Source organism: Flavonifractor sp. An92 (assembly GCF_002159175.1).
Taxonomy (GTDB): domain Bacteria; phylum Bacillota; class Clostridia; order Oscillospirales; family Oscillospiraceae; genus Pseudoflavonifractor_A.
The window spans coordinates 133,915-160,195 of the sequence record NZ_NFGZ01000003.1 but is presented as its reverse complement, the minus strand read 5'-3'; the positions used below and the strand labels follow the sequence as shown (position 1 = coordinate 160,195).

Here is a 26,281-nt window from a genome sequence, read left to right as displayed (position 1 = left end):
GCGGCAGAGAAGCAATTCTCTGCCGCCTTTTGCTGTGTCCGGACGGGGAGGGACGGCATAGACTGAGGCGAGAGGAGCGTTCTGTCATGGTCTATTATCTCATTGTCTGCCGTTCCCTCACCTATGCCCAGCGCACTGCCGCCGTGCTGGAGCGGGTGGGGATCGCCGCCCGCCTGATGCGCTCGCCCCGGATCATCGCCGGAGAGGGGTGCGGCTATTCGGTCAAAATCGCCGAGCGCAACCTGGCCCTTGCCCTGACCACCCTGGCCCGGCAGGGCCTGAGCCCCAAGCGGGTCTTTCTCCAGAACGGGGACGGGAGCTACCGGGAGGTGGGGCTATGATCTATCTGGACAGCGCCGCCACCACCCTGCAAAAGCCGCCCCAGGTGGCCCGGGCCTGTGCCTGGGCGGTGAGCAGCCTTTCCACCCCGGGGCGGGGGAGTCATCCCGCCGCCGCCCGGGCCGCCCGGACGGCCTATCGCTGCCGTGCCCTGGTCGGAGAGCTCTTCGGCTGTCCGGCGGAGCGGGTCATTTTTACCTTCAACGCCACCCACGGCCTGAATATCGCCATCAAGAGCCTGGTGCCCCCGGGAGGCCGGGCGGTCATCTCTGGCTACGAGCATAACGCCGTCACCCGGCCCCTCCACGGCCTGGGCGCCCGCATTGCAGTGGCAGAGGCGCCGCTCTTTGACCGCTCGGCCATGCTGCGGTCCTTTGAGCGCCTGGTGGTCCCCGGCACCGACGCGGTGATCTGCACCCACGTCTCCAATGTCTTTGGATTTGCCCTGCCCGTCGAAGAGATCGCCGCCCTGTGCCGCTGGCGCGGGGTACCCTTCATCGTGGACGCCTCCCAGTCGGCGGGGGTGCTGCCCCTGTCTCTGGAGGAGCTGGGGGCCACCTTTATCGCCATGCCGGGTCACAAGGGGCTCTATGGGCCCCAGGGCACCGGGCTCCTGCTGTGCGGCCGGGAGGACGCCGTTCCCCTTCTGGAGGGCGGGACGGGCAGCGCCTCGGCCCAGCCCATGATGCCGGATTTCCTGCCCGACCGGCTGGAGGCGGGCACACACAACATGACCGGTGTGGCGGGGCTCCTGGAGGGCCTGCGCTTTGTGCAGCGCACCGGCCTGCGCCGCATCCGGGAGCACGAGGCGAAGCTCACTGCGGCGGCTGCCGCCCGGCTCCGCCGGGTCCCCGGCGCACAGGTCTTTTCCGGTCCTCTGGGAAGCCAGACGGGCGTGCTGTCCTTCCGCCTGGCCGGGCTGGAGTGTGAGGCGGTGGGGGAGGCCCTGGCCCAGCGGGGCATTGCCGTCCGCGCCGGGCTCCACTGCGCGCCCCTGGCCCACCGAACCGCCGGGACCTTTGAGACCGGCACGGTGCGCGTCAGTTTTTCCGCGTTCAATCATCTGCGGGAGGTGGAGGCGCTGACCGCCGCCGTCGCCGGACTTGCCAGCCGCCGCGGCTGACAAAAAAACGGCGTTGGCGCAGGAAAATGCCTTCGGCTGGGTATGATAAACCCGTGTCCGCCTCCTTTGACCGGCGGACCGGGGAGGAACGCGATGCAACAGACCAATACACGCCGCCCCGGCGAAGCACTCCTCTGCGGGAGCATTGGCGGGGCGGTCTACTACGCCATCGAGCTGACCTGGCGGGGCCATTCGCACTGGACCATGGCCCTGCTGGGCGGCGTGCTGTTCGTCATTCTGGGCGACATCGGGCGGCACTTGGGAGAAGGGGCTCCGCTCTGGCTCCAGGCGACTCTGGGCGGGACCATCGTCACCGCCTGCGAGCTGTCGGCGGGGATCTGGATCAATCTTGTCCTGGGGTTGGATGTCTGGGATTACTCCCGGGTGCCCTTCAACCTGCTGGGGCAGATCTGCCTGCCCTATTCGCTGCTCTGGGTTCCGCTCTCAGCGGGCGCCATCCGGCTGGACCGGAGGCTGCGCCGGCTGCTGCATCGCGGTGGGACAGGCGGAAAATTAACAGAACATTCATAGCCTGGCGGCTTGCCAAGGGCCGGGAAAGACAGTATAATAATGGTTACTGAATGAATGGCTGGGGCAAATCGCGCGGCGTAAGCCGCGCGATTGCACGAAAAGAGCTGTCCCGCGCCCGGAGGGAGAGACGTTATCCATGGAACAACTGCTGATGTTGTTTGAAAATGCGCTGAGCTATCTGCGCCTGGTCCATATCGCCGATATCATCGATATGGGCATCATGGCCTTCATCATTTATAAAGTGATCGTACTGGTCCGCCGAACCAGCTCCGGCCAGGTGGCAAAGGGCGTTCTGCTCATTCTGGTGGCACTGCTGGTGGCCCAGATCTTCAATTTCAAGACCATCAACTTCTTCCTCAGCCGTGTGCTGGAGTATGGTGTCCTGGCTCTGGTGGTCCTCTTCCAGCCCGAGATCCGCAAGATGCTGGAGCAGGTGGGCAGCAGCAGCCTGGGAGACATGTTCAGCCATCCGGAAGTGCCGGATGAGATCGAACATGCCATCCAGCAGACGGTGGAGGCCTATGCCTCTCTGTCCAAGAGCAAGACCGGCGCGCTGATGGTCTTTGAGCGCAAGAACCTCTTTGATGACGCCATCAAGACCGGCACCGCGCTGGACTGCAGCGTCAACAGTGAGCTGCTCAAGAACATCTTCTGGAACAAGGCGCCCCTTCACGACGGCGCGGTCATCGTGCGCAAGGGACGCATTGTGGGCGCGGGCTGTGTGCTGCCTCTGTCGGGCAATGTGAATCTGTCCCGCGATCTGGGCATGCGCCACCGGGCCGGCATCGGCGCCAGCGAGCACTCCGACGCGGTGGTGGCCATCGTCTCGGAGGAGACCGGCTCCATCTCGGTGGCCGTGGGCGGCATGCTCAAGCGGCACCTGGCTCCCGAGACCCTCAACCGGGTGCTCCACAATGAGCTGCTGCCCCAGAAGAGCGTCGGCGATCAAAAATTCAATCTCTTCAACCTCCTGAAGTCTAAGAAGGGAGCCAACGACGATGGAGAACACGAATAAACGAGGGGCATACATCGCACTGTCCATCCTCATAGCCATTGTGCTGTGGGTCTATGTGGGCTATATCAACAGCAATGAGGATACTTACACTATTCGGAATGTCCCGGTGGTCTTTACCGGGGAAGAGGAGCTGGCCGAGCGGGGCCTGATGATCACAGAGGGCGCCAACCAGACTATCAACCTGTCGGTGCGCACCACCTGGAGCACGCTGCTGAAGCTGGGCTCCAGCACCATGAGCGTGTCGGTGGACGTCTCCGGCATCGAGAATCCCGGCACCTACTCCACCGGTTACCGCATCGTTCTGCCGGTGGGCGTGTCTAACAACGCGGTGAGCATCACCGGTTCCACCGCACAGAACATCGCCTATACCGTCGCCCGCCGCACCCAGCGCAGCATCGAGGTCAAGGGCATCTTTGACGGAGACGTGGCCGACGGGTTCCAGCAGGGTGAATTTGCCTTCTCGCCCTCTACCATCCTGGTGGACGGCGAAGAGGATGCGGTGAACCAGGTGGACTACGCGCTGGTCACCATCTCCCGGGACGAACCCCTCAGCGAGACCTTTACCGGCGAAATGCCGTTCCAGCTCATCGGCTTTGACGGCCAGGTGCTGGACGTGAAGAGCCTGAACCTGGAGACCGATGTGAGCACCGTGCAGGTGACGTTGCCGGTGGTGAAGCTCAAGGAAGTGGAGCTGAAGGTGGACCTGCTGCCCGGCGGCGGCGCCACGGCGGACAACGCCGAGGTGGACATCGAGCCCAGCACCATCACCATCTCGGGCAGTGAGGAGGACCTGGCCACCAAGGACGAGATCGTTCTGGGCCAGATCGATCTGAGCCAGGTCTTCAGTCAGAACACCTATACCTTTGATATCCCGCTGGAGGCGGGGCTGAACAATGTCAGCGGCATTACCCAGGCCAAGGTCACGGTGAAGATCACCGGCCTTGCCACCCGTACGCTGGAAGTGGACAACATTCAGTTCATCAACTACCCGGAGGGCTGTACGCCGGAGAAGGTCACCCTGTCCTGCCAGGTGCAGATCCGGGGCGAGCAGGAGGCGGTGGATGCCGTCATCCCCTCCCAGCTGCGCATCGTGGCCGACCTGTCCAACGCCGGACGGGGCAACCAGACCGTAGACGCCAAGGTCTATCTGGACGGCAGCAGCAACGTGGGCGTGGTGGGCGAGTACAAGATCGTCGTCAACGTCCAGCGCAATTGACGGTAACACTCAGGAGGCATGATCCATGGAACAGACAGCCCGCGTAAATCGGCTCCTGCCCGGCGGCCGGGCGGAGATCGCGGTGAAACGGAAATCGGCCTGCGGCCACGACTGCTCCAAATGCGGCGGCGGGTGCAGCGAAATGCTGGTACAGAGTGAGGTGACGGCGGTGGCGTCCAATCCTTTGGGCGCCCAGCCCGGAGACACCGTGCGGGTGGAGAGCCGCTCGGGACAGGTGCTCTGGATCGCCGCGGTGGTCTATCTGCTGCCGCTGCTCCTCTTCTTTGTGTTTTGCTTTGCAGGCGCTGCCGTGACCGGCTCGGAGAACACGGGCCTTATTCTGGGCGGCGTGGGATTTGCAGCGGGCATCGCCGTCGCCGTGGCAGTCAACCGGGTGGTGAAGCAGCGGAACATGACCGCCTTTTCCATCACCGCCGTCGAGGGCCGCTGAGTGTTCGGCTATGTGCGTCCGCTGCGTGGGGAGCTGAAGGTCAAGGAGTGGGAGCACTACCGCGCGGCCTACTGCGCGCTGTGCGCCGCTCTGGGCCGCCGGCACGGGCTGTGGGCCCAGCTGTCCCTCAACTACGATTTCACCTTTCTGGCGCTGCTGCTCCTGCCTGCGGAAGAGAAGCCGAATCTCACCTCCTGCCGCTGTCCCGCCAAGCTCTGGTGTGGGAAGCGCACCTGCCTCACCGCACACCCGGCATTGGATCTGGCCGCCGATGAGAGCATCATCCTGACCTGGTGGAAGCTGCGGGACGGCGTGGCCGACGGCTCCTTCTGGAAGGCGATGGCCTGCCGGGCGGCAGGGCTGTTCTTGCGGGGAGCCTACCGGCGGGCGGCGAAGGCGCAGCCCGCATTCGATGAGACCACCCGGACCTGCCTTGCGGAGCTCTCCACCCTGGAGCGGGAGGGCTGTCCCTCGCTGGACCGGCCCGCCGATGCCTTTGCCCGCATCCTGCGCGCTGCGGCGCCTCCCACCGGCGACCCCATGCGGGACCGGGCCATGGGTGAGCTCTTGTACCACGTGGGCCGGTGGATTTACCTGGTGGACGCCTGGGACGACCTGAACGAGGACGAGCAGTCGGGAAGCTACAATCCGATTCTGCGGCGTTTTCCCGGACAGGCCCGGGAGCACCGGGAGGAGGTCCGGCTCACTCTGCGCCACTCCCGCAATCTGGCCTGCTCCGCCTGCGCACTGCTGGAGTTGGGATGCCGCCAGGGCATCGTAGAGAATATCTTATATTTGGGTCTCCCATGGGCGGAGGACCTGGTGTTCCAGGGCTGCTGGAGCGCGAAAAAACGCGGCAGGCCGCGATAGAAGGAGAATGGACACATGGACCCTTACCGTGTATTGGGCGTAGACCCCAGCGCCAGCGATGACGAGGTCAAACGGGCCTACCGGGAGCTGGCCCGGAAGTACCATCCGGACAACTATCAGAATAACCCTCTGGCCGATCTGGCCGAGGAGAAGATGAAGGAGATCAACGCCGCCTATGAGGCCATCACCAAGGAGCGGGCAGGCCGGGGCAGCGGTTCTCAGAGTACCTACGGCAGCGCCGGAAGCTACCAGCGCAGCGGCGGCTATCAGCAGCAGGGAAGCAGCAGCGGTACTATCTACCAGCAGGCCCGCCAGGCCATCAACCTGGGGGATCTGAACCGGGCCGAACAGCTTCTGCGTACCGCCCCCGCCCAGAACGGCGAGTGGCATTTCCTCATGGGCAGCATCGCCTACCGCAAGGGCTGGCTGGACGAGGCTATGCAGCACTACCAGATGGCCTGCCGGCTGGACCCCACCAACGGCGAGTACCGCCAGGCACTGGCTATGATGCAGCAGGGTGGGCAGGCCTACCGTCCCTACGGCTACGGCGGCGGGTCGGACGCCTGCGACTGCTGTACCACCATGATGTGCCTCAACTGCCTGTGCGGCGGCTGCGGAGGATATTGACGTGGCCCGGCCTGCATCCCGGGGAGGGACCCGGCGCATGACCCTTCCCGCGCTGCTCAGTGCGCTGTCTCTGGCGCTTTTGTACGTGGCCTCGGTGGTGCCCGGCGGCCGGCTGGGCATGGTAGCTTTGGCCGGGCTGGTGCCCGCCGCGGCCGTGATCTCCGTGGGCCTGCGGGGCGGCCTGATGTGCTACGCCGCCGCGGCCATTCTGGGGCTGCTGGTGGTGCCGGACAAGGGCTGCGCGCTGCTGTACCTGCTCTTTTTCGGGCTCTATCCGGTGGTGAAGTCCCTGTGCGAGCGCCTGCCCCGGGGACTGGAGCTGCTGGCCAAGCTGCTCTTCTTCAACGCCATCCTCACCCTCTTTTACTTCCTGTTGGCGGAGTTTTTCCTGCCCTTCCTGCCGGAGCCTCTGGTGGGCACCGGCCTGGTGTACCTGGTGGGCAACCTCGCCTTCCTCGTCTACGACTACGGCTTTTCCAAGCTCATCGCCCTGTATCTCCATCGGGTGGACCCCGTGCTGCTGAAATGACTTTTCAAGCGGCGCGGAATCTGATATAATAAGTTAATACCCAGGACGGCTCAGGCCGTCCGCTCTCGGGGCGGGTGCGCCCCAATCCAGAGGAAGAAAAGAGGGAGTCCCCTTTGATCAAAAGCATGACCGGCTATGGCAGGGGAGAGGCGGTCCTCCATGGCCGTCCCATCACAGTGGAGCTGCGCTCGGTGAACAACCGTTACCTGGACTGCACCGTCAAGCTGCCCCGCATTTACGTCTTTGCCGAGGACGCCATCAAACGCCGGGTCCAGGCCAGCATCTCCCGGGGCAAGGTGGATGTGTTTGTCACCATCGGCCCGTCGGAGGAGGGCGACGCCCGCATCTCGGTCAACCGCCCGGTGGCGGAGGGCTATCTCAACGCTCTGCGGGAGCTGCGGGACAGCTACGAGCTGCGGGATGACATTTCGGTGTCGCTCCTCTCCCGGTTCCCCGATGTGTTCCTTGTGGAAAAGGCCACAGAGGACCTGGAGACGGTGGCCGCGGACATCTGCACGGTGCTGGACCTGGCGCTGAATGACTTCAACGCCATGCGCGTCCGGGAGGGCGAGAAGCTGGCCCAGGATGTGCGCAACCGCGCCGCTACCATCGCGGAGCTCACCGGCAAGGTGGAGGAGCGCGCCCCCGGCATCGTGGCCGACTACCGCGCCCGGCTGGAGGCCAAGATGCAGGAGGTCCTCCAGAACACCCAGCTGGACGAGGGGCGCATCCTCACCGAGGCCGCCCTCTTTGCCGACAAGGTGGCGGTGGACGAGGAGACGGTGCGCCTGCGCAGCCACCTGTCCCAGCTGGAGCATATGCTCAGCGAGGGAGGCGCGGTGGGCCGGAAGCTGGACTTCCTCATCCAGGAGTTCAACCGGGAGGCCAACACCATTGGCTCCAAGTGCAGCGACATTGAGACCGCCCGCTATGTGGTGGATCTGAAGGGCGAGATCGAGAAGATCCGTGAGCAGATCCAGAACATCGAATAACGGGAGGCCCCAGGCATGAAACTGATCAACATCGGCTTTGGCAACATGGTCTCTGCCGGGCGGCTCATCGCCATCGTGAGCCCCGAGTCGGCCCCCATCAAGCGTATGGTCCAGGAGGCCCGGGACCGGGGCTGTCTCATCGACGCCACCTATGGACGGCGTACCCGGGCGGTGCTCATCATGGACAGCGACCACATCGTCCTCTCGGCGCTCCAGCCCGAAACGGTAGCGGGGCGGCTGGCGGGACGTGAGACCCCTGCGGAGCCGGAGGAGGACGAGGCATGAGATCGAAGAAAAAGAAACGCGGGACCCTCATTGTGCTGTCAGGTCCCTCCGGCGTCGGCAAGAGCACGGTGATCGCGGAGCTGCTCAGCGAGTGGAAGGACATCCACTTTTCCGTGTCCTTCACCACCCGTAAACCCCGGGTGGGCGAGGCGGACGGCGTCAATTACAACTTTGTTTCCCGCGAGGAGTTCGAGGGCATGATCGAGCGGGACGAGCTGCTGGAGCATGCCGAGTATGTGGGAAACTACTACGGGACCTCCCTCAAGGTCATCCAGGAGAAACTGGACGCCGGGATCGACGTGCTGCTGGACATCGAGGTCCAGGGCGCGGCCAAGGTCCGGGCCAAGTGCCCGGAGGCGGTGCTGATCTTCATTGTCCCGCCCTCCTTTGAGGAGCTGTCCCGCCGCCTCCACCGCCGGGCCACCGACCAGGAGGAGGTCATCCAGGGCCGTCTCCAGAAGGCCCGGGAGGAGTACCGCCACATCCAACAGTATGACTACATGGTGGTCAATGACAAGGTGTCCGAAGCGGCCGCCGAGATCATGGCCATCCTGACCGCGGAGAGCTGCCGCACCCGCAACCGCATCCACCTCATCAGCGATGTGGCCGGGCAAGGCGCAGCGGAAGAAAAAGGAGAATGATGACATATGATGCTCTATCCCCCCATGAATAAGCTGCTGGAGGAGATTCCCAGCCGGTATATGCTGGTCAACGTGGTGGCCCAGCGGGCGCGCCAGATCGCCAACGAGGCCGAGGAGAGCGGCACGTCCCTGGAGGACAAGCCGGTGACCCTGGCCATCCGCGAGGTGGCTGAGGGCAAGCTGACCCCCCAGGAAGAGGAGTAATCATACCACAAAGGCAAGCGCCTGGCCGTCAAGACCGGACGCTTGCCTTTTCCGGGATTTAGGAGGGATGACATGGAACCCATCCGGGCGGCCCGCATCGCCCTGGCCGCCGCCACCTACGCCATCGACAAGCCCTATACCTACCAGGTGCCGGAGGAGCTCTGGGACCGCCTGGTCCCCGGTGTGCGGGTGGTGGTGCCCTTTGGGGCGGGCAACCGGCGGGTGGAGGGGCTGGTGCTCTCGGTGGAGACCATGGAGCCGCCGCCGAAGTGCAAGTCCATCCTCACCCAGCTGGACGAGAAGCCGGTCCTCTCTCCGGAGGGCCTGCGCCTGGCCCTGTGGATGCGGGAGCGGTATTTCTGCACAGTCTACGACGCCTGCCGGGCCATGCTCCCGGCGGGGCTCTATTTCTCCCTCCAGGACCGCTATGTGTTCGCGCCCGGCGTGGACCGCGCCGCGGCTTACGAGGCCGCCGGACGCTCCGAGCACGAGCGGACCATTGTGGAAATGGTCTGCGCCGGAAACGGAGCCGAGCGGGGCAACATCCGCGCCGCCTTCGGCACCCGGGACCCCAACCCGGCGTTGAAATCCCTGGTAGACAAGGGCATCCTAAAGGTGGAGACCAGCGCCATGCGGGGCGTGGGGGACAAAACCGAGGCGGTGGCCGCCCTGGCTGTCCCTCCGGAGGAGGCCCTGGAACAGGTGGCCAAACGGCGCAAGTCAGCCCCCATGCGCTATGCGGTGGTGGAGCTGCTGAGCGCTGTGGGGGAGGCCGCCGCCAAAGAGGTGTGCTACTTCACCGGGGCCTCCATGCCCACCCTGCGCTCCCTGGTAAAGAGCGGGCTCATCACCCTGGAGCAGCGGGAGTGCTACCGCCGGGTGTTCTGCCCGCCGGTGGAGCACGCCGACCCGCCGGTCCTCAACGCCGACCAGGAGGAGGCCTTTCAGGGGCTGAACGCCCTGGCGGTCCGTGAGGCCCCCGCCGCCGCGCTGCTCTACGGCGTGACGGGGAGCGGCAAGACCCAGATCTACCTGCGCCTCATCCAGGCCGCCCTGGACCGGGGCGAGGGGGCCATCGTGCTGGTCCCCGAGATTGCCCTGACGCCCCAGCTCCTGCGCATCTTCACCGCCCACTTCGGCGATGAGATCGCCCTGCTCCACTCCTCTCTCCGGGCCGGAGAGCGGTACGACGAGTGGAAGCGGGTGCGCTCCGGCAAGGCAAGGGTGGTCATCGGCACCCGCTCGGCGGTGTTCGCGCCGGTGCAGAACCTGGGGCTCATCGTCCTGGACGAGGAGCAGGAGGGGAGCTACAAGTCGGAGAACGTCCCCCGCTACCACGCCCGGGAGGTGGCCAAGTTCCGCTGTAAGCAGCACGGAGCACTGCTGCTGCTGGGTTCCGCCACGCCATCGGTGGAGAGCATGTACCTGGCTCAGACGGGGGTGTATCACCTCTTCACCCTGCCCCGACGCTACAATCAGCAGGCTCTTCCGGAGGTGGTGATCGCCGATTTGCGGCAGGAGCTGAAGGAGGGCAATGGGGAGCTTCTGAGCGCCCCGCTGTGCGCCGCCATCCAGGAGAATCTGGACAGGGGCGAGCAGACCATCCTCTTTCTCAACCGGAGAGGGGAGAGCCGGATGCTCTCCTGTGGGGAGTGCGGCGAGGTGCCCCAGTGCCCCCGGTGCTCGGTGTATCTCACCTACCACTCGGCCAACGGGCGGCTCATGTGCCACTACTGCGGCCACTCCGAGCCCGCGCCCCGGACCTGCCCCAGCTGCGGCGGCACGCTGCACACCGTGGGGGCGGGCACCCAGCGGCTGGAGCACGCCCTGGAGGAGCGATTCCCAGGTGTAGGGGTACTGCGGATGGATGCCGACGCCGTGTCGGCCACTCACACCCACGAGGCCCTCTTCGACCGCTTCCAGAAGGAGAAGATCCCCATTCTGGTGGGGACCCAGATGGTGGCCAAGGGGTTGGACTTTGAGAATGTCACGCTGGTGGGGGTCATCTCAGCGGACGCGTCCCTCTATGTGGACGACTACCGGGCCGCTGAGCGCACCTTCTCTCTGCTCACCCAGGTCGTGGGCCGGGCGGGGCGGGGGAGCAAGACCGGACGGGCCATCATCCAGACCTATACGCCGGAGAACGATGTGATCTTGGCCGCCAAGCGGCAGGACTACGATTCCTTCTACCGGCAGGAGATCGCCCTGCGGGAACTGCGGGGCTGTCCGCCCTTCCGGGACCTCTTCGTCCTCACCGCCTCCGGCGCGGAGGAAGGGGCAGTGTTGCGCACCTGTATGCGCCTGCGCCGCACCCTGGAGAGCTGGCTTTCCAGGCCGGGGAGCCCCCCGGTGCTGCTGCTGGGTCCGGCCCCGGCGGCGGTGGCCAAGGTCAACAACCGCTATCGCTACCGCCTGACTATGAGCGGAAAAAACAATAAAACGCTCCGGACGCTGGTGGGGGACCTCCTCCGCTGCGCCATGAGCGACCCATATAACCGGGGTGTCTCGGTGTCGGCTGACATCGATCCCCTGGACTAGGAGGAGATTTTTATGGCAATTCGCACCATTCTGACCGACGAGGACCCCGCGCTGCACAAGAAATGTCATCTGGTCACCAAATTCGATGAGAAGCTGGGCCGTCTGCTGGACGACATGAAGGAAACCCTGGCCCACGCCAACGGCGCGGGTCTGGCCGCCCCTCAGATTGGCATTCTCCGCCGCGCCGTCATCGTGGTGGACGGGAATGACCAGATGCTGGAGCTGGTGAACCCCGAGATCATCGCCACCGAGGGCGAGCAGGAGGGCTTTGAGGGCTGCCTGTCGGTGCCCGGCCGCTGGGGTGTGGTCAAGCGCCCCATGAAGGCCAAAGTGAAGGCCCAGGACCGCCACGGCAACTGGTTTGAGGCCGAGGGCGAGGAGATCGTGGCCCGCTGCTTCTGCCATGAGCTGGAGCATCTGGACGGCCATCTCTTCACCGAGCGGGCCCCCAAGCTGTATACCAACGAGGAATTGGACAAACTGATGGAAGAACAGGAGGAGGAGTAAATGCGCATCCTGTTCATGGGCACGCCCGACTTCGCCGTGCCCTCTCTGGAGGCCCTCATTCAGGCGGGCCATACCGTGGTGGGAGCCTTCACCCAGCCCGACAAGCCTAAGAACCGCGGCATGAAGCTGCTGCCCACCCCGGTGAAGGTGTGCGCCCAGGCCCACGACATCCCGGTGTTCCAGCCCACGAAACTGCGGGACGGCACCGCCCTGGCCCAGATCCGGGAGCTGGACCCCGAGCTCATCGTGGTGGCCGCCTACGGGCGCATCCTGCCCGACGATATCCTGGCCGCGCCCCCCAAGGGGTGCATCAACGTCCACTCGTCCCTGCTGCCCAAGTACCGGGGAGCAGCGCCTATTAACTGGGCCATTCTCAACGGCGACCGGGAGACCGGTGTGACCATCATGCACATGGCCCACGATTTGGACGCCGGGGACATCATTTCCCAGGTCAGCACGCCCATTGACCCGGACGAGAACGCCGAGACCCTGTATGCCCGTCTGGCCCAGATGGGCGGGGAGCTGCTGGTGGAGACGGTGGCGCGCATCGCCGACGGCACCGCACCCCGCACGCCCCAGGACAGCGCTGGTGTCACCTTCGCCCCCATGTTGAGCCGGGAGCTCTCGCCCATCGACTGGAATCGTCCGGCTTCGGCTATCCACGACCAGGTCCGGGGCCTGCTGCCCTGGCCCACCGCTACCACTGAGACTATTACCGGCGCGCCGCTGAAGCTCTTTGTCACCAAGGTGCTGGAGAGCACCACGAATGCCGCCCCCGGCACTGTTCTGGAGGCCGGGAAAAACGGCATCGACATGGCCTGCGGCAACGGAACCGTGCTCCGTATCCTGGAGCTTCAGGCAGTGGGAAAGAAGCGGATGAAGGCCGCCGATTACCTGCGAGGCAACCCCATCCAGCCTCAGAAGTAAGAGATGGAGCGGTTTTGGATGCTGTGGGACGTGGTGGTCAGCCTCCTGGTGGTGGGGCTGGGCCTCTCCCTGGTGCTGCGGTGGGTCTCCGCCTGCGGTGCACCGCTGGGAGAGCGCTTCCGTGCCCCCGCCTTGACCGAAAAAAACGGCTGTGAGGTGGACCGCCGCACCTGCCTTCAGGTCTTTGGTGCGGCCCTGGGCGTGCGCCTTGCCGTCTTTCTGCTGGGAGCCCTGCTGGCCGCTCTGATCGGTGAGCTGGAAGGGAAGGGGCTCCTGGGTATCTGGGAGCGCTGGGACGGCTGGCACTATGTCCGGCTGGTGGAACTGGGCTACGACGGCTATGTGGAGAACGGACAGCACCTTTTCCTGGTCTTTTACCCCCTCTATGTCTGGATCACCCGTCTGGTGCGCCTGGTGGTGGGGGATACCCTGGTGTCCGGGCTCCTGGTGTCCTGGCTGAGCTACGCCGGCGGGTGTGTGTACCTCTTCCGTTTGACCGCTCTGGATTACGGAAAAGGAGTGGCGTGGCGGACCGTGTGGTACCTCTCCATCTTCCCCTACGCCTTCTTTTTCGGCTCCATGATGACCGAGGGACTCTTTTTCCTCACCACCGCCGCCGCGCTCTGGCACATTCGCCGCCACCAGTGGTACGCCGCTGGTCTGTGGGGTGTGCTGGCCGCCCTCACCCGGATGCACGGCCTGCTCCTCATCGGGGTGGCCGCCGCCGAGCTGTGTGTGGAACAGCGGCTCTTCGCCCCGGACGGGCGGAGCCTTTGGGTGCGGGTCAAGGGTATCTTACGAAAACTCCCCGCATTGCTGCTGCCCCTGCTGGGTGCGGCAGGCTATCTGCTCCTCAACTACGCGGTGGACGGAGATCCCTTCGCCTTCACCGTCCATCAGGAGCACTGGTCCCAGGGATTTCTGTGGATCTCCCGCACCCTGGCCTATCTGGTGCGCAACGCCCTGACCTATCCAACGGTGTCGGTGCGGTGGGAGCTTTGGATCCCCGAGGTGCTGCTCTTCCCGCTCTTTTTCGCCCTCCTTTGGTGGGCGGGGAAGAGGTGCCGCAGCGCCTGGACCCTCTACGCCTATGTCACCCTTGTTCTGGATTACTCTCTGTCCTGGCTGCTCAGCGCCGGGCGCTATCTCTCCTGCGCCCTGCCCTTTTTCCTCTTCGCCGCTCTGCTCACCGACGGGAAGCCCCGCCGGTCGGCGGCCCTGAGCGCCGGGATGCTGGTGTGTTTTGTGCTGCTCCTGACCGGGTATCTGGCAGGGGGACAGATCATGTAACTCACAGGAGGATATCATGCCCTTTTTCTACTATGTGGACCCCTATTATTGGATGCTGCTGGTGCCCGCCATGCTCATCGCCGGTTGGGCCCAGCTGCGGGTGAGCTCCACCTTCCGCCGCTACTCCACGGTCTATGCCCGTCGGGGCTACACCGGCGCCCAGGCCGCTGAGGCGGTGCTGCGGGCCAACGGCGTCACCGGCGTGCGGATCGAGCGGGTGAGCGGCCACCTCACCGACCACTTTGATCCCCGGACCAATATCATCCGCCTCTCCGACAGCGTCTATGGCTCCAACAGCGTGGCCGCCATTGGGGTGGCCGCCCACGAGGCTGGACATGCCGTGCAGTACGCCGTGGGCTATCAGCCCATCCGCCTGCGCAGCGCCATGATCCCGGTGTGCAACGTGGGCTCCCAGCTCTCCCTGATCTTCATCATCCTGGGCTTCGTGCTCTATATCGAGCCGCTGTTCGCCATCGGCATCGTGCTCTTTTCCCTGGCCGTGGCGGTGCAGCTGGTGACCCTGCCCGTGGAGTTCAACGCCTCTCACCGGGCCATTGAGACCCTGGGCAGCGCCCGGATGCTGGACGAGGACGAGCTGCGGGGCGCCCGGAAGGTGCTCTCCGCTGCGGCGCTCACCTATGTGGCGGCGCTGTTGGTGTCTCTGGCCCAGCTCCTGCGCTTTGTGCTGGCCTTTGCCGGCAGGAGGAGAGACTGATGGGGAAACAGCAAACCGCCCGCTCTGTGGCCCTGGACGCCCTTCTGGCCTGTGAGAACCAGGGCGCCTGGTCCGACGGGTATTTGAAAAAAGCCATCCGCGAAGCCGGCCTGGACAGCCGGGATGCGGGTCTGTGCACCCGACTGTGCTGCGGGGTACTTCAGAATGAGATGCTCCTGGATGCCTTGCTGGACCGCTTCGCCAAACCTCCGGTGGCGCGGATGGAGCCCGCCGTGTGTGGCTGCCTGCGCCTGGGTCTCTATCAGATCCTCTTCCTGGATCGGGTGCCCGATTCGGCGGCAGTAAACGAGTCGGTCTCTCTGGCTCGTGGGCGCTGCCGCAATCCCCGGGCCGCCGGGCTGGTCAACGCCATTTTGCGGAACCTCCTGCGCGAGCGGGAGAGCCTCGCGATGCCGGAGGATCTGCCTACCCGGTACAGTCACCCGGCCTGGCTGGTGGAGGAGTTCTCCAAGGCTCTGGGCGGGGAAGGAGTGGAGGAACTCTTGGCCGCCGACAACGGGGAAGTCCCCACGGCCGCCCAGGTGAACACCCTGCGCATCACGCCCCAGGCCCTGCTGGAGCGGCTCGAGTCCGAAGGGGTGGAGGCCCAGCCCCACCCCTGGCTGGAGGGCTGTCTCCTCCTGAGCGGTACCGGCAATCTGGAGGCCCTGCCTTCCTTCCAGGAGGGCCTCTTCTACATCCAGGACCCGGCAGCACGGCTGGCTGTGCTGGCCTCCGGCGTCCGTGCGGGAGATCGGGTGCTGGACGCTTGCGCCGCCCCCGGCGGCAAGTCCTTTGCCGCCGCCATTCAGATGGCGGGGGAGGGGAGCATCACCTCCTGCGATATCCACCCCAAAAAGGTGGAGCTGATCCGATCCGGAGCCGCGCGGCTGGGGATTTCGACCCTGGAAGCCATGGTGCAGGACGGAAAACAGTGTAAAGTGGAATGGCTTAACAGCTTTGATGCCGTGCTGACGGACGTGCCCTGCTCCGGTCTGGGCATCATCCGGAAGAAGCCGGACATCCGCTATAAGGACCCTGAGCTATTGTTGGGACTTCCTAGAATCCAGAGCGAAATTCTGAACAATTGCGCCCAATATGTGCGCCCGCAAGGAACTTTACTTTACGCCACTTGCACCGTTCTGGAACGGGAAAACAGCGCGGTGGTGGCTGATTTCCTTGACAAGCAAAAAGACTTTACATTAGAACCCTTCACCCTGCCGGGCCCCATCGGCACGGTGGAGAGCGGGATGCTCACCCTCTGGCCCCACATCCACGGCACTGACGGCTTTTTCTTCGCCAAGCTGAGGAGACGTGACGATGGAGACCTATGAGTTCTACCCCCGGAAGGGCCTGGGACCTTTTCGGCTAGGTATGACAGAGGAGGAGGCCCAGGCGGTACAGGCGGGAGTGCCCCACCCCTTCCGGCTGGAATTTCTGGACGGCAGGCTGGCACGCATCGGCCTGGATAAAGAGCCCGAGTACCGGGTGCTCTACCACGGGGTGGACCTGATCCGGACCCATGTGGAGGAGCTGATCCCCGCGTTGGCCCAGGAGGGCGAGGTGGAGTGTGACTGCGAGGACCCGGAGCTGGCTTACACCTATCGCATCCCGGCGCTGGGCCTGGAGCTGTGGCGGGAAACGGTGTACCACCCCAAATTGCTAAACAACCCGGAGTTCCGGGAGCTCATCGGGGCGCTGCCGGAGAATCTGGAGTATGAGCAGGAGCACGGCTGGTGGTTTCTCCAGGTGTGGGCCCAGAGCGACGACCCCCGGGCCAACTTCCCGCTGGAGCCCGGCCGCGCACCTTACAGCGGCGGCCCCTACCACCCGGCGCCTCAGGGCCCGGTGCAGGAGCTGACACCGGATCTGGCGGAGGTCCTGACCGAAAAATACGGACTGCAACCGCCCGACACGTTTGGCGGAGGAGAGTAGAAATGACCGATATCAAATCCATGGACCTGGCGGAGATGACCGCCTATTTCAAGGACCTGGGAGAGCCCGCGTTCCGGGCCAAGCAGGTCTTTCAGTGGCTGCACCGTGGGGTGCGCTCCTTTGGCGAGATGAGCAACCTCTCCAAGGCCCTGCGGGAGAAGCTGGCTGAAACCTGTCTGCTGGCCCCGCCCACGGTGGAGCGCAAGCAGGTGTCCGCCCTGGACGGGACCATCAAGTACCTCTGGCGGCTCCACGACGGCAACTGCATCGAGACCGTTTTGATGCGCTACAAACATGGGAATACTGTCTGTATCTCTTCTCAGGTGGGGTGCCGCATGGGCTGTGCCTTCTGCGCCTCCACCCTGGCCGGAAAAGTGCGGGATCTGACCCCCGCCGAGATGCTGGACCAGGTGCTCTTCACCCAGATCGACTCCGGAGCCCCTATCTCCAATATCGTGCTCATGGGCATCGGAGAGCCGCTGGACAATTTCGACACCGTGATGCGCTTCCTCACCCTGGTGAATCATCCGGAGGGGCTCAACATCGGCATGCGCCACATCTCCCTGTCCACCTGCGGATTGGTGGACCAAATTGACAAATTGGCCGATCTTCGGTTACAATTGACTCTGTCGGTGTCCCTGCACGCCCCTGACGACGAGACCCGCTCCCGCATTATGCCGGTCAACCGCGCGGTGGGGGTGGAGCGGCTCTTTGAGAGCTGCCGTCGGTATTTTGAAAAGACCGGCCGGCGGATCTCCTACGAGTACGCCATGATCGACGGCGTGAACGACAGCGACTGGCAGGCCGACCTGCTGGCCGCCCATCTGAAGGGGACGCCGGGGCATGTGAATCTCATTCCCCTCAATGAGGTGAAGGAGAGCCCCCTGAAGCCCAGCCGCCGGGTGGCGGCCTTCCAGCGCCGTCTGGAGCAGCAGGGGGTCACGGTGACAGTGCGGCGCAAACTGGGAGGCGACATCGACGCCTCCTGCGGCCAGCTCCGCCGCCGTCAGATGCTGGAGCAGCAGTAAAGAAACGGTCCGTCTCCCTCCGCACGGAGGCGGGCAGGTCAAATCCGTGCGGAGAAGAGGCTGTCTTTTATGATAAAAGCATGGGGAATCACAGACAAAGGTGCCGTCCGGGCGCAGAATCAGGATTCCTACTATCTGGACGTGCGCTCGGAAAAGCTGGTCGTGGCTCTGGTCTGCGACGGCATGGGCGGCGCCCGGGCGGGCAACGTAGCCAGCACCCTGGCGGTGGAACAGTTCGTGGAGACCATGCGCCACCTGCCGGAGGGCACCCCCGCCGCGCCGGAGGCCGTTCTGGCCCAGGCCAGCGAGGCGGCCAACACGGCGGTCTACCACCGGGCCAAACACGACCCGGACTGCTGGGGCATGGGCACCACCATGGTGGCCGTGATGGCGGCGGGCGATACGGCATATCTCCTGAATGTGGGGGACAGCCGGGCCTATCACATCACCCCGGAGGGCATCCGCAAGATCACCCGGGACCACTCGCTGGTGGAGGACATGGTCCGGCGGGGGGATATCACCCCGGAACAGGCCCGTAACCATCCGCAGAAAAATCTGATCACCCGGGCACTAGGTACCGAGGAACAGCTTCGGCCCGACTTTTTCCGCCAGAGCGTGGCGGCGGGGGAGAGCCTGCTGCTCTGCTCCGACGGACTGAGCAACGTGGTCAGCGACCAGGAGATGCTCTATGAGGTGATCCACGGCGGCGCGGCAGAGGATTGCTGCCAGAGGCTCCTGGACATCGCGCTGTCCCGCGGCGCGCCGGACAATGTGACGTGCGTGCTCATCCACTTTGAATAAGGGAGGGTAATGACTATGGATCGATACATAGGAAAATTACTCGACGACCGATATGAGATCCTGGAGCGGGTGGGCACCGGCGGCATGGCGGTGGTGTACAAGGGCCGGGATCACCGGCTCAACCGCCTGGTGGCCATCAAGATCCTGAAAGAGGATCTGGCTCAGGACGCGGACATCGTCCGCCGCTTCCACGATGAGTCCCAGGCCGTGGCCATGCTGTCCCACCCCAACATCATGGCGGTGTACGACGTCTCCCGCTGGGAGAACGTGGACTATATCGTCATGGAACTGCTGGACGGTATCACCCTCAAGCAGTATATGCACCGCCAGGGGGGTAAGCTGAACTGGAAAGAGGCCCTGCACTTCATCACCCAGATCATGAAGGCCCTCTCCCACGCCCACAGCCGAGGCATCATCCACCGGGACATCAAGCCCCACAACATCATGGTCCTCCGGGACGGGAGCATCAAGGTGGCCGACTTCGGCATCGCCCGGGTGACCTCCTCCAACCAGAACACCATGACCCAGGAGGCCCTGGGCTCGGTCCACTATATCTCCCCCGAACAGGCCCGGGGCAGCCACATCGATGCCCGCAGCGACATCTACTCGGCCGGTGTGGTGCTCTATGAGATGCTCACCGGGCGCCTGCCCTACGAGGGAGACTCCCCTGTGGCGGTGGCCATCCAGCACATCAATTCGGTGCCCCTCTCGCCGAGGGAACTGGAGCCCGGTATCCCCGAAGCTCTGGAGGCCATCACGCTGAAGGCCATGGCCTCCGATGTGAATAAGCGCTATATATCCGCCGACGCCATGCTGGCCGATCTGGAGGCGTTCCGAAAGAATCCCAACATCAGCTTTGATATCCCCACCCCTGAGCTGGCCAGCGGGGAAGATGAGCCCACCCAAATCATCGGGGCCAATACCCCCAGCGCCATCACTCACGGCTCCCGCCGGGTCCTCCGGGAAGAGGAGATGGAGGACGCCACCCGGCGCATCCCCCGGCAGGACACCGGTTCTACGCGCCGGAACAATCCGGACACTGGACGTTCCCGAGCGGAAAACCGGACCCGGCCCCCGCGTGAGGAGGTTGACGAGGAGCGCCGTAATCCCTGGCCCATTGTGGGCGCGGTGGCGGTGATCCTGGTATTCCTCATCGGAATCGGCTATTTCCTCTATACGGCCCTGTTCGGAAGCCTCTCCAATCCCACCCAGGAGATCACCGTTCCTGATGTGCGGGGCTACACGGTGGAGGAGGCCCAGAACCTGCCCGAAGTGCTCAACGGTAACTTCCGCATCGTGGAAGGGGAGCAGGAGAGCTCGGCGGAAGAGGAGGGCAAGATCGCCTCTCAGAGCCCGGACGCCAATACCAAGGTGACCGATACCGAGGGCAACCGCACCATCACCGTCCATGTGAGCAAGGGTCTGGATTCTCCGGAAATGCCGGACTTCTATGACAAGGAGGCCAATCTGGCCAAGACCACCCTGGAGCAGCTGGATCTGGACCTGGAGATCAAGCTGGAGGAAGAGGCCCACGAGGAGATCGCCTCCGGCCATGTCATCCGCCAGGACCCGGCGGCCAACAGTCCCCTCACCGAGGGGCAGACCGTCACCCTCTATGTGAGCACCGGCCGGGACACCAAGACCATCACGATCATCCCCTATATCGGTCAGTCCTATGAAGCGGCGTATGATGACCTCACCAAAGCCGGGCTGAATGTGGTCCGGAAGGACGTGTACGACGAGAGCGTGTCCGAGGGCATCGTCATCGACCAGTCCATCAAGGCCGGTACCGAGGTCTCCGAGGGAGCCTCCATCACCCTCACCGTCAGTAAGGGTCCGGAGCCGGCAGCGCCCAGTCCGTCCAAGGAACCTGAAAATACTCCGCCGGTGGAGCAGACTCCGGAGCCTCCGGCCTCTGTGACCCGCACCCTCAACATCACGCTGCCCGATGACCGGGACGTGGTCCACGTCCGCGTGGAAGTGAATGGGCAGAGCGTCTATGACAACCCCCAGGTGGAGACCAGCCTCAAGGTGGTCAAACCCAACATCACCTACACCCCGCCCGCTCAGGTGCGGGTCTACATCGACGAGCAATTGGTAGACGATACGACATACGAGGATTAAGCCATGGGGGAAGGCATCATTTTCAAAGCACTCAGCGGCTTTTACTATGTGGACGGCCCGGACGGCCCGGTGACCTGCCGGGCCCGGGGAAAATTCCGCCACCGGGGGGAGAGCCCCCTGGTGGGGGACCGGGTAACCTACACGCAGCTGGAGGACGGAAGCGGCGCACTGGACAGCATCCTGCCCCGGCGCAACGCCTTCCGCCGCCCGGCAGTGGCCAACATCGACGCGCTGGTCATCATCGCGTCGGGGGCCATTCCCATCACCGACCCCTTTCTCATCGACCGGGTGGCCTCCCTGGCTACCTACAAGGGCTGTGAGAACATCATTTGCTTCAACAAATGCGACCTGGATGGCGCGGACGAGCTCTTTGAGACCTATACCCGAGCGGGTTTCCGCACCTTCCGGGTGAGCGCCGAGACCGGAGAGGGCATCGACGCCCTCTCGGAGGCCATCGCCGGACGGATCTGTGCCTTCACCGGCAACTCCGGCGTGGGCAAGTCCAGCATCCTCAACGCGCTGGAGCCGGAGTTCGGCCTGGAGACCGGAGACGTCAGCGTTCGGCTGGGCCGCGGCCGCCACACCACCCGGCATGTGGAGCTCTTCCGGCTGAAAAACGGCGCGGTGGTGGCCGACACCCCGGGCTTCTCCTCCTTCGACACGGAGGAGTTCTCCGAGACCTGCCGCCCCGAGGAGCTGGCCGCCACCTTCCCGGAGTTCCGCCCCTATCTGGACCAGTGCCGCTTCCAGGGCTGTGCCCATGTGAAGGAGAAGGGCTGCGCCGTGCTGGCCGCCCTGAAGGCCGGGGAGATTGCCAAGAGCCGCCACGAGAGCTATGTGCGGCTCTACCAGCAGGCAAAGGAGGTGCCCGAGTGGAAACGCAAGGACCACGGGTGCTGATCTTTGGCGCGGCCCCCTGCAAGGACTGGTCCTTTCTGTCGCCCTACCTCACCGGGGCGGAGAAGGTCATCTGTGCCGACGGCGGCGTGAAAAACGCCGCTGCCGCCGGCCTTACCCCCGATGTGGTCATCGGGGACTGGGACTCGGGCGGCGCGCCGGAGGTGGGCGCGGACAATGTCACGCTGCCCGCCGAGAAAGACCTGACCGATCTCCAGGCCGCCCTGGAGCAGGCCCTCCTGCGGGGCTGGAAGGACGTCCTGCTCTGCGCCTGTATGGGCGGGCCCAGACTGGACCACACCGCGTCCAACCTGACCATCCTGGAGTGGTTCCGGGATCGGGGTGGGACCGGACTTCTGCTGGACTGGGACAGCGAGGTGCGTCTGCTCAGCGATGAGTGCGTCGTCCTGCCGTCCTATCCCCGTTACCACTATTTTTCCCTCATCCCACTGGACCGGAAGGTCCACGGCGTCACCATCCGGGGCGCGAAATACCCCCTGGACAACGCCACCCTCACCCGAGGCGACACCCTTTCGGTGAGCAACGAGCCCCTGGACGGGCCCGTCACCGTATCGATCGCCGCCGGGCGGGCTCTTCTGATCCGCACTCAGCGGGAGAACTGAGATCATTCACACCAGCCGCCGCCTCCGGCGTATACTGGCTTAGACCAGTGGAAAGGGGGCGGCGGTTTTTGTATCGTTCCGAAGGGAAGCATTGGGCCCTGTGGGCCGGCGCGGGTGCGCTGGCGCTCCTCCTCCTCCCGGGCGGCGTGGCGGCGCTGTGCGCCGGTGCGGTGCTGGGATACCGGGGGCGGGGCTGGCTGGAATCCCTGGGAAAGGAGGCGAGGGAATGAAGATCGTGGTGGTCCGGTCCCCCAAGGCCCTGCGCGGCCTGCTGCGGACCCTGTTCGGCCTGCGGTAATACCCACGCCTGCAGGCGCATATAGTGTTCTGACCAAAGGGGCGTGCCGCCCCGCAAAAGGGAGTGGAACACGATGGAACTGGAACTGGAACAGACCCTGGTGCGCGGCTGCGCCTGCGCGGCGGAGAGCGCTCTCTTCCCGGAAGAGACGCTGGAGATGATCGTGCCTGACGCCTGCCCGGACATCCGGCGCATTCTGGACACCCAGGCCTGGGTGGAGCTGGGCGGACATACGGCGGGCGAGGGTCGCGTGGAGCTGTCGGGCACGGTGCGCGCCGCCGTGCTGTATCTGCCTGAGGGGGAGGAGGGCCCCCGGCGGCTGGAGGCCGCCATTCCCTTCCACTGCGGTGCGGATACGCCCCGCGTCACCCCGGCCTGTACCCTCACGGTGCAGCCGCGGGTAGAGCAGGCGGAGACGCGGGTGCTCAACCCCCGCAAAGTCCTGCTGCGCACCGCCCTGGCTCTGGAGACCCAGGCCTGGCTCCCCCGGGAAAAGCGTTGGAGCTCCGGCGTGGCCGGAGAAGGCGGCGAGACGGTGGAGCAGCTCCAGGAGCCCTGCCGCACCTATGGCGCGGTGTGGGTGGGGGAGAAGCCCTTCTCCTTTGAGGACGAGGTGGCCCTCCCGGGCAGTCACCCGGTGGCGGAGCTGCTGCGCCACCGCCTGTCCCTCCGGTGCTCGGAGGCCAAGGTCATCGGCAGCAAGCTTCTCTTCAAGGGGGAGGCCGAGTTGAGCCTGCTGTGCCGGGAGGAGGAGGGCGCGGTGCGGGAGTGCCGCTTCCAGCTCCCGTTCTCTCAGATCCTGGAGACCGGCGAGGCGGGCGAGGAGTGTGACTGCACGGTGGAGGTGCTTCCCGTGTCGGTGTCCTGCTCCCTGGATGGGGAGGGGCGGCACGTGGAGGTGGCGCTGGAGCTGCTGGCTCAGGCGGTGCTGCGCCAGGAACAGAGCTTTTCCCTGCTCACCGACCTTTACAGCACCGCCTGGGCGCTGGAGGCCGACCCCAAGCCCTGCCGTCTGGAGCACCGGGTGGATGCCTCCAGCCGGATGCAGACCCTGCGGGAGGTGTTGGAGTGTCCCGTGCTCCCCGCCGAGGTGGTGGACGCCCGGGCCAGCGTGGGCCGGGTGGAGCAGAGCAGGGAAGGGGGGAGGCTCACCCTTACCGCGCCGGTGGAGGTGACCGTCCTCTTCCGTGGGGAGGACGGCGCTCTGGATGTGGCGGCGGGCCGCTGGGAGGTCTCCTGCCCCGTGGACGCCGGAGAGGGCGTGGAGTGCCGTTGCCGCTGCCGGTGTCCCGAGGCCGTCGGTGCGGCGGCCACCGCCTCCGGCGTGGAGGTCCGTTTCCCGGTGGAATTCCAGTGCCTGCTCACCCGCCGGGAGGAGCGCATGGGTGTGGCGGCGGCCCGTTTGGACACCGAGAGTCCCCGAAACGGCGGGCCCTCCATCGTCCTGCGCATGCCCCAGCGGGGGGAGCGCCTGTGGGACATCGCCAAGTGCTACGGCACCACGGCAGGCGAGATCCGCCAGGCCAATCACCTGGAAGAGGGTTCCCTCCCCGACGGACAGCTGCTCCTCATCCCGCGCGCCCGGGCCTGAATACGGCGGGCCGTCCGGAAAATCTTTCCGGACGGCCCGCATTTTTACGTTTTTTTCATGTCTTTCTCCGGGAGACAGAACCGCAGAATGGACGATTATTGTGTAAAAATCGGACTATTTAGGCCCAAATGGTAATAATAGCCGAAATTTTAAGGTAAAACTGTATAATTTCACCCTTTTCAAGATTGTGAAATAATGATACAATTCCTCCCAGGGCGAAATAGAAAGTGGTGAGATGAGAAAGGTGAGAAAGGAATCGTTTCATGTCTAGTAACAAAGAAAGCTTTAAGCCGTATATCCCGGCTGACCGCGTGGTGCCGGAATTTACGGTGACTTCCATCATCCTGGGTATTCTTCTGGCCATCGTCTTCGGTGCGGCCAACGCTTACCTGGGCCTGCGGGTGGGCATGACCATCTCCGCGTCCATCCCTGCAGCGGTGCTCTCCATGGGCATCATCCGCATCATCCTGCGCCGGGACTCCATCCTGGAGAACAACCTGGTGCAGACCATCGGCTCCGCCGGTGAGTCCGTCGCCGCCGGCGCCATCTTCACCCTGCCCGCCCTGTTCCTGTGGGCGGAAGAGGGAACCATGGAGTTCCCCAGCATGATTACCATCGGCCTGGTGGCCCTGGTGGGCGGCGTTCTGGGCGTCGTCTTTATGGTGCCTCTGCGCCAGGCCCTCATCGTCGAGGAGCACGGCACGCTGCCCTTCCCCGAAGGTACTGCCTGCGCTGAGGTGCTCCTGGCCGGTGAGGAAGGCGGAAGCAAGGCCGGCACTGTGTTCGCCGGTCTGGGCCTCTCAGCCCTGTACAAGTTTGTGGCGGACGGCCTGTTCGTATTCCCCAACGAGATCGGCTATGATATCCCCGGCTACAAAGGCTCCTCTGTGGGTATCCAGGTGCTGCCCGCTCTGGCCGGTGTGGGCTATATCTGTGGTCCCCAGATCTCCAGCTACATGCTGGCGGGCGGCGCTCTGAGCTGGCTGGTCATCATGCCCATGATCGCCCTGTTCGGCGCTGACGCCGTGGTGTTCCCCGGCACGGATCCCATCAGCGCCATGGCCCCCAGCGACCTCTGGGGCACCTATGTGAAGTACATCGGCGCGGGCGCTGTGGCCACCGGCGGTATCATCAGCCTCATCAAGAACCTGCCTCTGATCAGCCGCACCTTCATGCAGGCCATGAAGGGCGTCAACGCCAAGAGCAGCAGCTCCCTGCGCACCGAGCAGGACATCCCCATGATCTCCCTGATCATCGTCATGGTGGTCTGCGCCCTGGCCATCTGGCTGCTGCCCGCCTTCCCCGTGAACCTGATCGGCGCCATCATCGTGGTCATCTTCGGCTTCTTCTTTGCCACCGTCTCCTCCCGCATGGTCGGCCTGATCGGCTCCTCCAATAACCCCGTTTCCGGCATGGCCATCGCCACCATCATCATCACCACCCTGATCCTGAAGGCTACCGGCACCGTCGGCACCGCCGGCATGATGGGCGCCATCACCATCGGCGGCATCATCTGCGTCATCGCCGCCATCGCCGGCGACTGCTCTCAGGACCTCAAGACCGGCTTCATCGTGGGCGCTACCCCCAAGAAGCAGCAGATCGGCGAGATCATCGGTGTCGTGGCCTCCGCTGCGGTCATCGGCTTCGTGCTGAACCTGCTCAATAACGCCTGGGGCTACGGCACCGACGCCATCCCCGCTCCTCAGGCTACCATGATGAAGATGCTGGTTGAGGGCATCATGAATGCCCAGCTGCCCTGGGCCCTCATCCTCACCGGCGTGTTCGTCGCCATTGTGGTGGAGATCCTGCGCATCCCCGTCATGCCCTTCGCGGTGGGCATGTACCTGCCCTTCAGCCTAAGCGCCGGCATCATGACCGGCGGTGTGATCCGCTGGTTCATGGAGCGCCGTAAGGGCGTCTCCGAGGAGGAGAAGCGCGCCGGCGTGGACCGCGGTATCCTCTACACCTCCGGCCTCATCGCCGGCGAGGGTCTGATGGGCGTCATCCTGGCCATCCTCACGGTGGCCGGCGTGGCCGACGCCATCAACCTCAAGGAGCGCTTCGGCATCTCCATTGGCCAGATCGGCAGCCTGGTGGTCTTTGCCCTGCTGCTGGCCACTCTGGTCCGGGTCTGCACCAAGCCCTCCAAGAAGTAAACAGCTCGTCTGCAAGCACCATTTTCTA

The 26,281-nt window shown here is 64.7% G+C and carries 28 protein-coding genes; all 28 read left to right on the top strand.

Annotated features, from left to right (window positions below; translation table 11 throughout):
* Positions 1-86 precede the first annotated feature (86 nt).
* Positions 87-341, top strand: coding sequence for a DUF3343 domain-containing protein (locus B5G43_RS03840; protein WP_087259151.1), 255 nt, complete (start codon positions 87-89; stop codon positions 339-341).
* A complete protein-coding gene (locus tag B5G43_RS03835) occupies positions 338-1,462 on the top strand; it encodes an aminotransferase class V-fold PLP-dependent enzyme (protein ID WP_087259150.1) in 1,125 nt (374 codons plus the stop codon). Before B5G43_RS03840 ends, B5G43_RS03835 begins: the two co-directional genes overlap by 4 nt.
* Before the next feature lie 93 nt (positions 1,463-1,555).
* Complete coding sequence (locus tag B5G43_RS03830; RefSeq protein WP_087259149.1) at positions 1,556-1,993, top strand: hypothetical protein; 438 nt, start codon at positions 1,556-1,558, stop codon at positions 1,991-1,993.
* A gap of 136 nt (positions 1,994-2,129) precedes the next feature.
* Positions 2,130-3,008: a diadenylate cyclase CdaA gene (cdaA, locus tag B5G43_RS03825; protein WP_087259148.1), complete on the top strand. Its 879-nt coding sequence runs from the start codon at positions 2,130-2,132 to the stop codon at positions 3,006-3,008.
* The gene (locus B5G43_RS03820; RefSeq protein ID WP_087259147.1) at positions 2,992-4,224 is read left to right on the top strand and encodes a hypothetical protein; all 1,233 of its coding nucleotides are present in this window, start codon (positions 2,992-2,994) and stop codon (positions 4,222-4,224) included. Before cdaA ends, B5G43_RS03820 begins: the two co-directional genes overlap by 17 nt.
* A gap of 25 nt (positions 4,225-4,249) precedes the next feature.
* Complete coding sequence (locus B5G43_RS03815) at positions 4,250-4,675, top strand: SoxR reducing system RseC family protein (protein ID WP_087259146.1); 426 nt, start codon at positions 4,250-4,252, stop codon at positions 4,673-4,675.
* Positions 4,676-5,545, top strand: a complete 870-nt coding sequence (locus B5G43_RS03810) for a DUF5685 family protein (RefSeq protein WP_087259145.1) — start codon at positions 4,676-4,678, stop codon at positions 5,543-5,545.
* Between the two features lie 15 nt (positions 5,546-5,560).
* A complete protein-coding gene (locus B5G43_RS03805; protein WP_087259144.1) occupies positions 5,561-6,172 on the top strand; it encodes a DnaJ domain-containing protein in 612 nt (203 codons plus the stop codon).
* A gap of 37 nt (positions 6,173-6,209) precedes the next feature.
* Positions 6,210-6,701, top strand: a complete 492-nt coding sequence (locus B5G43_RS03800) for a hypothetical protein (protein WP_087259143.1) — start codon at positions 6,210-6,212, stop codon at positions 6,699-6,701.
* A gap of 113 nt (positions 6,702-6,814) precedes the next feature.
* Positions 6,815-7,693: a YicC/YloC family endoribonuclease gene (locus B5G43_RS03795; RefSeq protein ID WP_087259142.1), complete on the top strand. Its 879-nt coding sequence runs from the start codon at positions 6,815-6,817 to the stop codon at positions 7,691-7,693.
* 15 nt (positions 7,694-7,708) lie between these two features.
* Complete coding sequence (locus B5G43_RS03790; RefSeq protein ID WP_087259141.1) at positions 7,709-7,978, top strand: DUF370 domain-containing protein; 270 nt, start codon at positions 7,709-7,711, stop codon at positions 7,976-7,978.
* Positions 7,975-8,619: a guanylate kinase gene (gmk, locus tag B5G43_RS03785; protein ID WP_087259140.1), complete on the top strand. Its 645-nt coding sequence runs from the start codon at positions 7,975-7,977 to the stop codon at positions 8,617-8,619. Before B5G43_RS03790 ends, gmk begins: the two co-directional genes overlap by 4 nt.
* Before the next feature lie 6 nt (positions 8,620-8,625).
* Positions 8,626-8,823 carry a DNA-directed RNA polymerase subunit omega gene (rpoZ, locus tag B5G43_RS03780; protein WP_087259139.1) on the top strand — a complete coding sequence of 66 codons (198 nt, stop codon included), beginning with the start codon at positions 8,626-8,628 and terminating at the stop codon, positions 8,821-8,823.
* 72 nt (positions 8,824-8,895) lie between these two features.
* Complete coding sequence (priA, locus tag B5G43_RS03775; protein WP_087259138.1) at positions 8,896-11,361, top strand: primosomal protein N'; 2,466 nt, start codon at positions 8,896-8,898, stop codon at positions 11,359-11,361.
* Between the two features lie 12 nt (positions 11,362-11,373).
* Entirely contained in the window at positions 11,374-11,868 is a 495-nt protein-coding gene (def, locus tag B5G43_RS03770) for a peptide deformylase (protein WP_087259137.1), read from the top strand.
* Entirely contained in the window at positions 11,869-12,795 is a 927-nt protein-coding gene (gene fmt / locus B5G43_RS03765; RefSeq protein ID WP_087259136.1) for a methionyl-tRNA formyltransferase, read from the top strand.
* Positions 12,796-12,798: 3 nt separating this feature from the next.
* Positions 12,799-14,085 (top strand): glycosyltransferase family 39 protein, encoded by a 1,287-nt coding sequence (locus tag B5G43_RS03760; protein ID WP_242960442.1) that lies wholly within the window; start codon positions 12,799-12,801, stop codon positions 14,083-14,085.
* Between the two features lie 16 nt (positions 14,086-14,101).
* Positions 14,102-14,800, top strand: coding sequence for a zinc metallopeptidase (locus B5G43_RS03755; protein WP_087259134.1), 699 nt, complete (start codon positions 14,102-14,104; stop codon positions 14,798-14,800).
* A complete protein-coding gene (gene rsmB / locus B5G43_RS03750) occupies positions 14,800-16,134 on the top strand; it encodes a 16S rRNA (cytosine(967)-C(5))-methyltransferase RsmB (protein ID WP_087259133.1) in 1,335 nt (444 codons plus the stop codon). Before B5G43_RS03755 ends, rsmB begins: the two co-directional genes overlap by 1 nt.
* The gene (locus tag B5G43_RS03745) at positions 16,121-16,735 is read left to right on the top strand and encodes a hypothetical protein (RefSeq protein WP_087259132.1); all 615 of its coding nucleotides are present in this window, start codon (positions 16,121-16,123) and stop codon (positions 16,733-16,735) included. Before rsmB ends, B5G43_RS03745 begins: the two co-directional genes overlap by 14 nt.
* A gap of 2 nt (positions 16,736-16,737) precedes the next feature.
* Positions 16,738-17,763 carry a 23S rRNA (adenine(2503)-C(2))-methyltransferase RlmN gene (gene rlmN, locus B5G43_RS03740; RefSeq protein WP_087259131.1) on the top strand — a complete coding sequence of 342 codons (1,026 nt, stop codon included), beginning with the start codon at positions 16,738-16,740 and terminating at the stop codon, positions 17,761-17,763.
* 69 nt (positions 17,764-17,832) lie between these two features.
* Entirely contained in the window at positions 17,833-18,564 is a 732-nt protein-coding gene (locus B5G43_RS03735) for a Stp1/IreP family PP2C-type Ser/Thr phosphatase (RefSeq protein ID WP_087259130.1), read from the top strand.
* 15 nt (positions 18,565-18,579) lie between these two features.
* The gene (gene pknB / locus B5G43_RS03730) at positions 18,580-20,688 is read left to right on the top strand and encodes a Stk1 family PASTA domain-containing Ser/Thr kinase (protein ID WP_087259129.1); all 2,109 of its coding nucleotides are present in this window, start codon (positions 18,580-18,582) and stop codon (positions 20,686-20,688) included.
* Between the two features lie 3 nt (positions 20,689-20,691).
* A complete protein-coding gene (rsgA, locus tag B5G43_RS03725; RefSeq protein ID WP_087259128.1) occupies positions 20,692-21,588 on the top strand; it encodes a ribosome small subunit-dependent GTPase A in 897 nt (298 codons plus the stop codon).
* The gene (locus tag B5G43_RS03720; RefSeq protein ID WP_087259127.1) at positions 21,561-22,208 is read left to right on the top strand and encodes a thiamine diphosphokinase; all 648 of its coding nucleotides are present in this window, start codon (positions 21,561-21,563) and stop codon (positions 22,206-22,208) included. Before rsgA ends, B5G43_RS03720 begins: the two co-directional genes overlap by 28 nt.
* 68 nt (positions 22,209-22,276) lie before the next feature.
* The gene (locus B5G43_RS17275) at positions 22,277-22,438 is read left to right on the top strand and encodes a hypothetical protein (RefSeq protein ID WP_158097352.1); all 162 of its coding nucleotides are present in this window, start codon (positions 22,277-22,279) and stop codon (positions 22,436-22,438) included.
* A gap of 141 nt (positions 22,439-22,579) precedes the next feature.
* Positions 22,580-24,097, top strand: a complete 1,518-nt coding sequence (locus B5G43_RS03715) for an SPOCS domain-containing protein (RefSeq protein ID WP_087259126.1) — start codon at positions 22,580-22,582, stop codon at positions 24,095-24,097.
* Positions 24,098-24,360: 263 nt separating this feature from the next.
* Positions 24,361-26,253, top strand: coding sequence for an oligopeptide transporter, OPT family (locus B5G43_RS03710; RefSeq protein ID WP_087259125.1), 1,893 nt, complete (start codon positions 24,361-24,363; stop codon positions 26,251-26,253).
* Positions 26,254-26,281 lie beyond the last annotated feature (28 nt).

What these genes read in the sequence shown, in the direction of transcription:
- B5G43_RS03840 (WP_087259151.1), top strand. Translation starts at nt 87, where the DNA reads ATGGTCTATTATCTCATTGTCTGCCGTTCCCTCACCTATGCCCAGCGC.
- B5G43_RS03835 (WP_087259150.1), top strand. Translation starts at nt 338, where the DNA reads ATGATCTATCTGGACAGCGCCGCCACCACCCTGCAAAAGCCGCCCCAG.
- B5G43_RS03830 (WP_087259149.1), top strand. Translation starts at nt 1,556, where the DNA reads ATGCAACAGACCAATACACGCCGCCCCGGCGAAGCACTCCTCTGCGGG.
- cdaA (WP_087259148.1), top strand. Translation starts at nt 2,130, where the DNA reads ATGGAACAACTGCTGATGTTGTTTGAAAATGCGCTGAGCTATCTGCGC.
- B5G43_RS03820 (WP_087259147.1), top strand. Translation starts at nt 2,992, where the DNA reads ATGGAGAACACGAATAAACGAGGGGCATACATCGCACTGTCCATCCTC.
- B5G43_RS03815 (WP_087259146.1), top strand. Translation starts at nt 4,250, where the DNA reads ATGGAACAGACAGCCCGCGTAAATCGGCTCCTGCCCGGCGGCCGGGCG.
- B5G43_RS03805 (WP_087259144.1), top strand. Translation starts at nt 5,561, where the DNA reads ATGGACCCTTACCGTGTATTGGGCGTAGACCCCAGCGCCAGCGATGAC.
- B5G43_RS03800 (WP_087259143.1), top strand. Translation starts at nt 6,210, where the DNA reads ATGACCCTTCCCGCGCTGCTCAGTGCGCTGTCTCTGGCGCTTTTGTAC.
- B5G43_RS03790 (WP_087259141.1), top strand. Translation starts at nt 7,709, where the DNA reads ATGAAACTGATCAACATCGGCTTTGGCAACATGGTCTCTGCCGGGCGG.
- gmk (WP_087259140.1), top strand. Translation starts at nt 7,975, where the DNA reads ATGAGATCGAAGAAAAAGAAACGCGGGACCCTCATTGTGCTGTCAGGT.
- rpoZ (WP_087259139.1), top strand. Translation starts at nt 8,626, where the DNA reads ATGATGCTCTATCCCCCCATGAATAAGCTGCTGGAGGAGATTCCCAGC.
- priA (WP_087259138.1), top strand. Translation starts at nt 8,896, where the DNA reads ATGGAACCCATCCGGGCGGCCCGCATCGCCCTGGCCGCCGCCACCTAC.
- def (WP_087259137.1), top strand. Translation starts at nt 11,374, where the DNA reads ATGGCAATTCGCACCATTCTGACCGACGAGGACCCCGCGCTGCACAAG.
- fmt (WP_087259136.1), top strand. Translation starts at nt 11,869, where the DNA reads ATGCGCATCCTGTTCATGGGCACGCCCGACTTCGCCGTGCCCTCTCTG.
- B5G43_RS03760 (WP_242960442.1), top strand. Translation starts at nt 12,799, where the DNA reads ATGGAGCGGTTTTGGATGCTGTGGGACGTGGTGGTCAGCCTCCTGGTG.
- B5G43_RS03755 (WP_087259134.1), top strand. Translation starts at nt 14,102, where the DNA reads ATGCCCTTTTTCTACTATGTGGACCCCTATTATTGGATGCTGCTGGTG.
- rsmB (WP_087259133.1), top strand. Translation starts at nt 14,800, where the DNA reads ATGGGGAAACAGCAAACCGCCCGCTCTGTGGCCCTGGACGCCCTTCTG.
- B5G43_RS03745 (WP_087259132.1), top strand. Translation starts at nt 16,121, where the DNA reads ATGGAGACCTATGAGTTCTACCCCCGGAAGGGCCTGGGACCTTTTCGG.
- rlmN (WP_087259131.1), top strand. Translation starts at nt 16,738, where the DNA reads ATGACCGATATCAAATCCATGGACCTGGCGGAGATGACCGCCTATTTC.
- B5G43_RS03735 (WP_087259130.1), top strand. Translation starts at nt 17,833, where the DNA reads ATGATAAAAGCATGGGGAATCACAGACAAAGGTGCCGTCCGGGCGCAG.
- pknB (WP_087259129.1), top strand. Translation starts at nt 18,580, where the DNA reads ATGGATCGATACATAGGAAAATTACTCGACGACCGATATGAGATCCTG.
- rsgA (WP_087259128.1), top strand. Translation starts at nt 20,692, where the DNA reads ATGGGGGAAGGCATCATTTTCAAAGCACTCAGCGGCTTTTACTATGTG.
- B5G43_RS03715 (WP_087259126.1), top strand. Translation starts at nt 22,580, where the DNA reads ATGGAACTGGAACTGGAACAGACCCTGGTGCGCGGCTGCGCCTGCGCG.
- B5G43_RS03710 (WP_087259125.1), top strand. Translation starts at nt 24,361, where the DNA reads ATGTCTAGTAACAAAGAAAGCTTTAAGCCGTATATCCCGGCTGACCGC.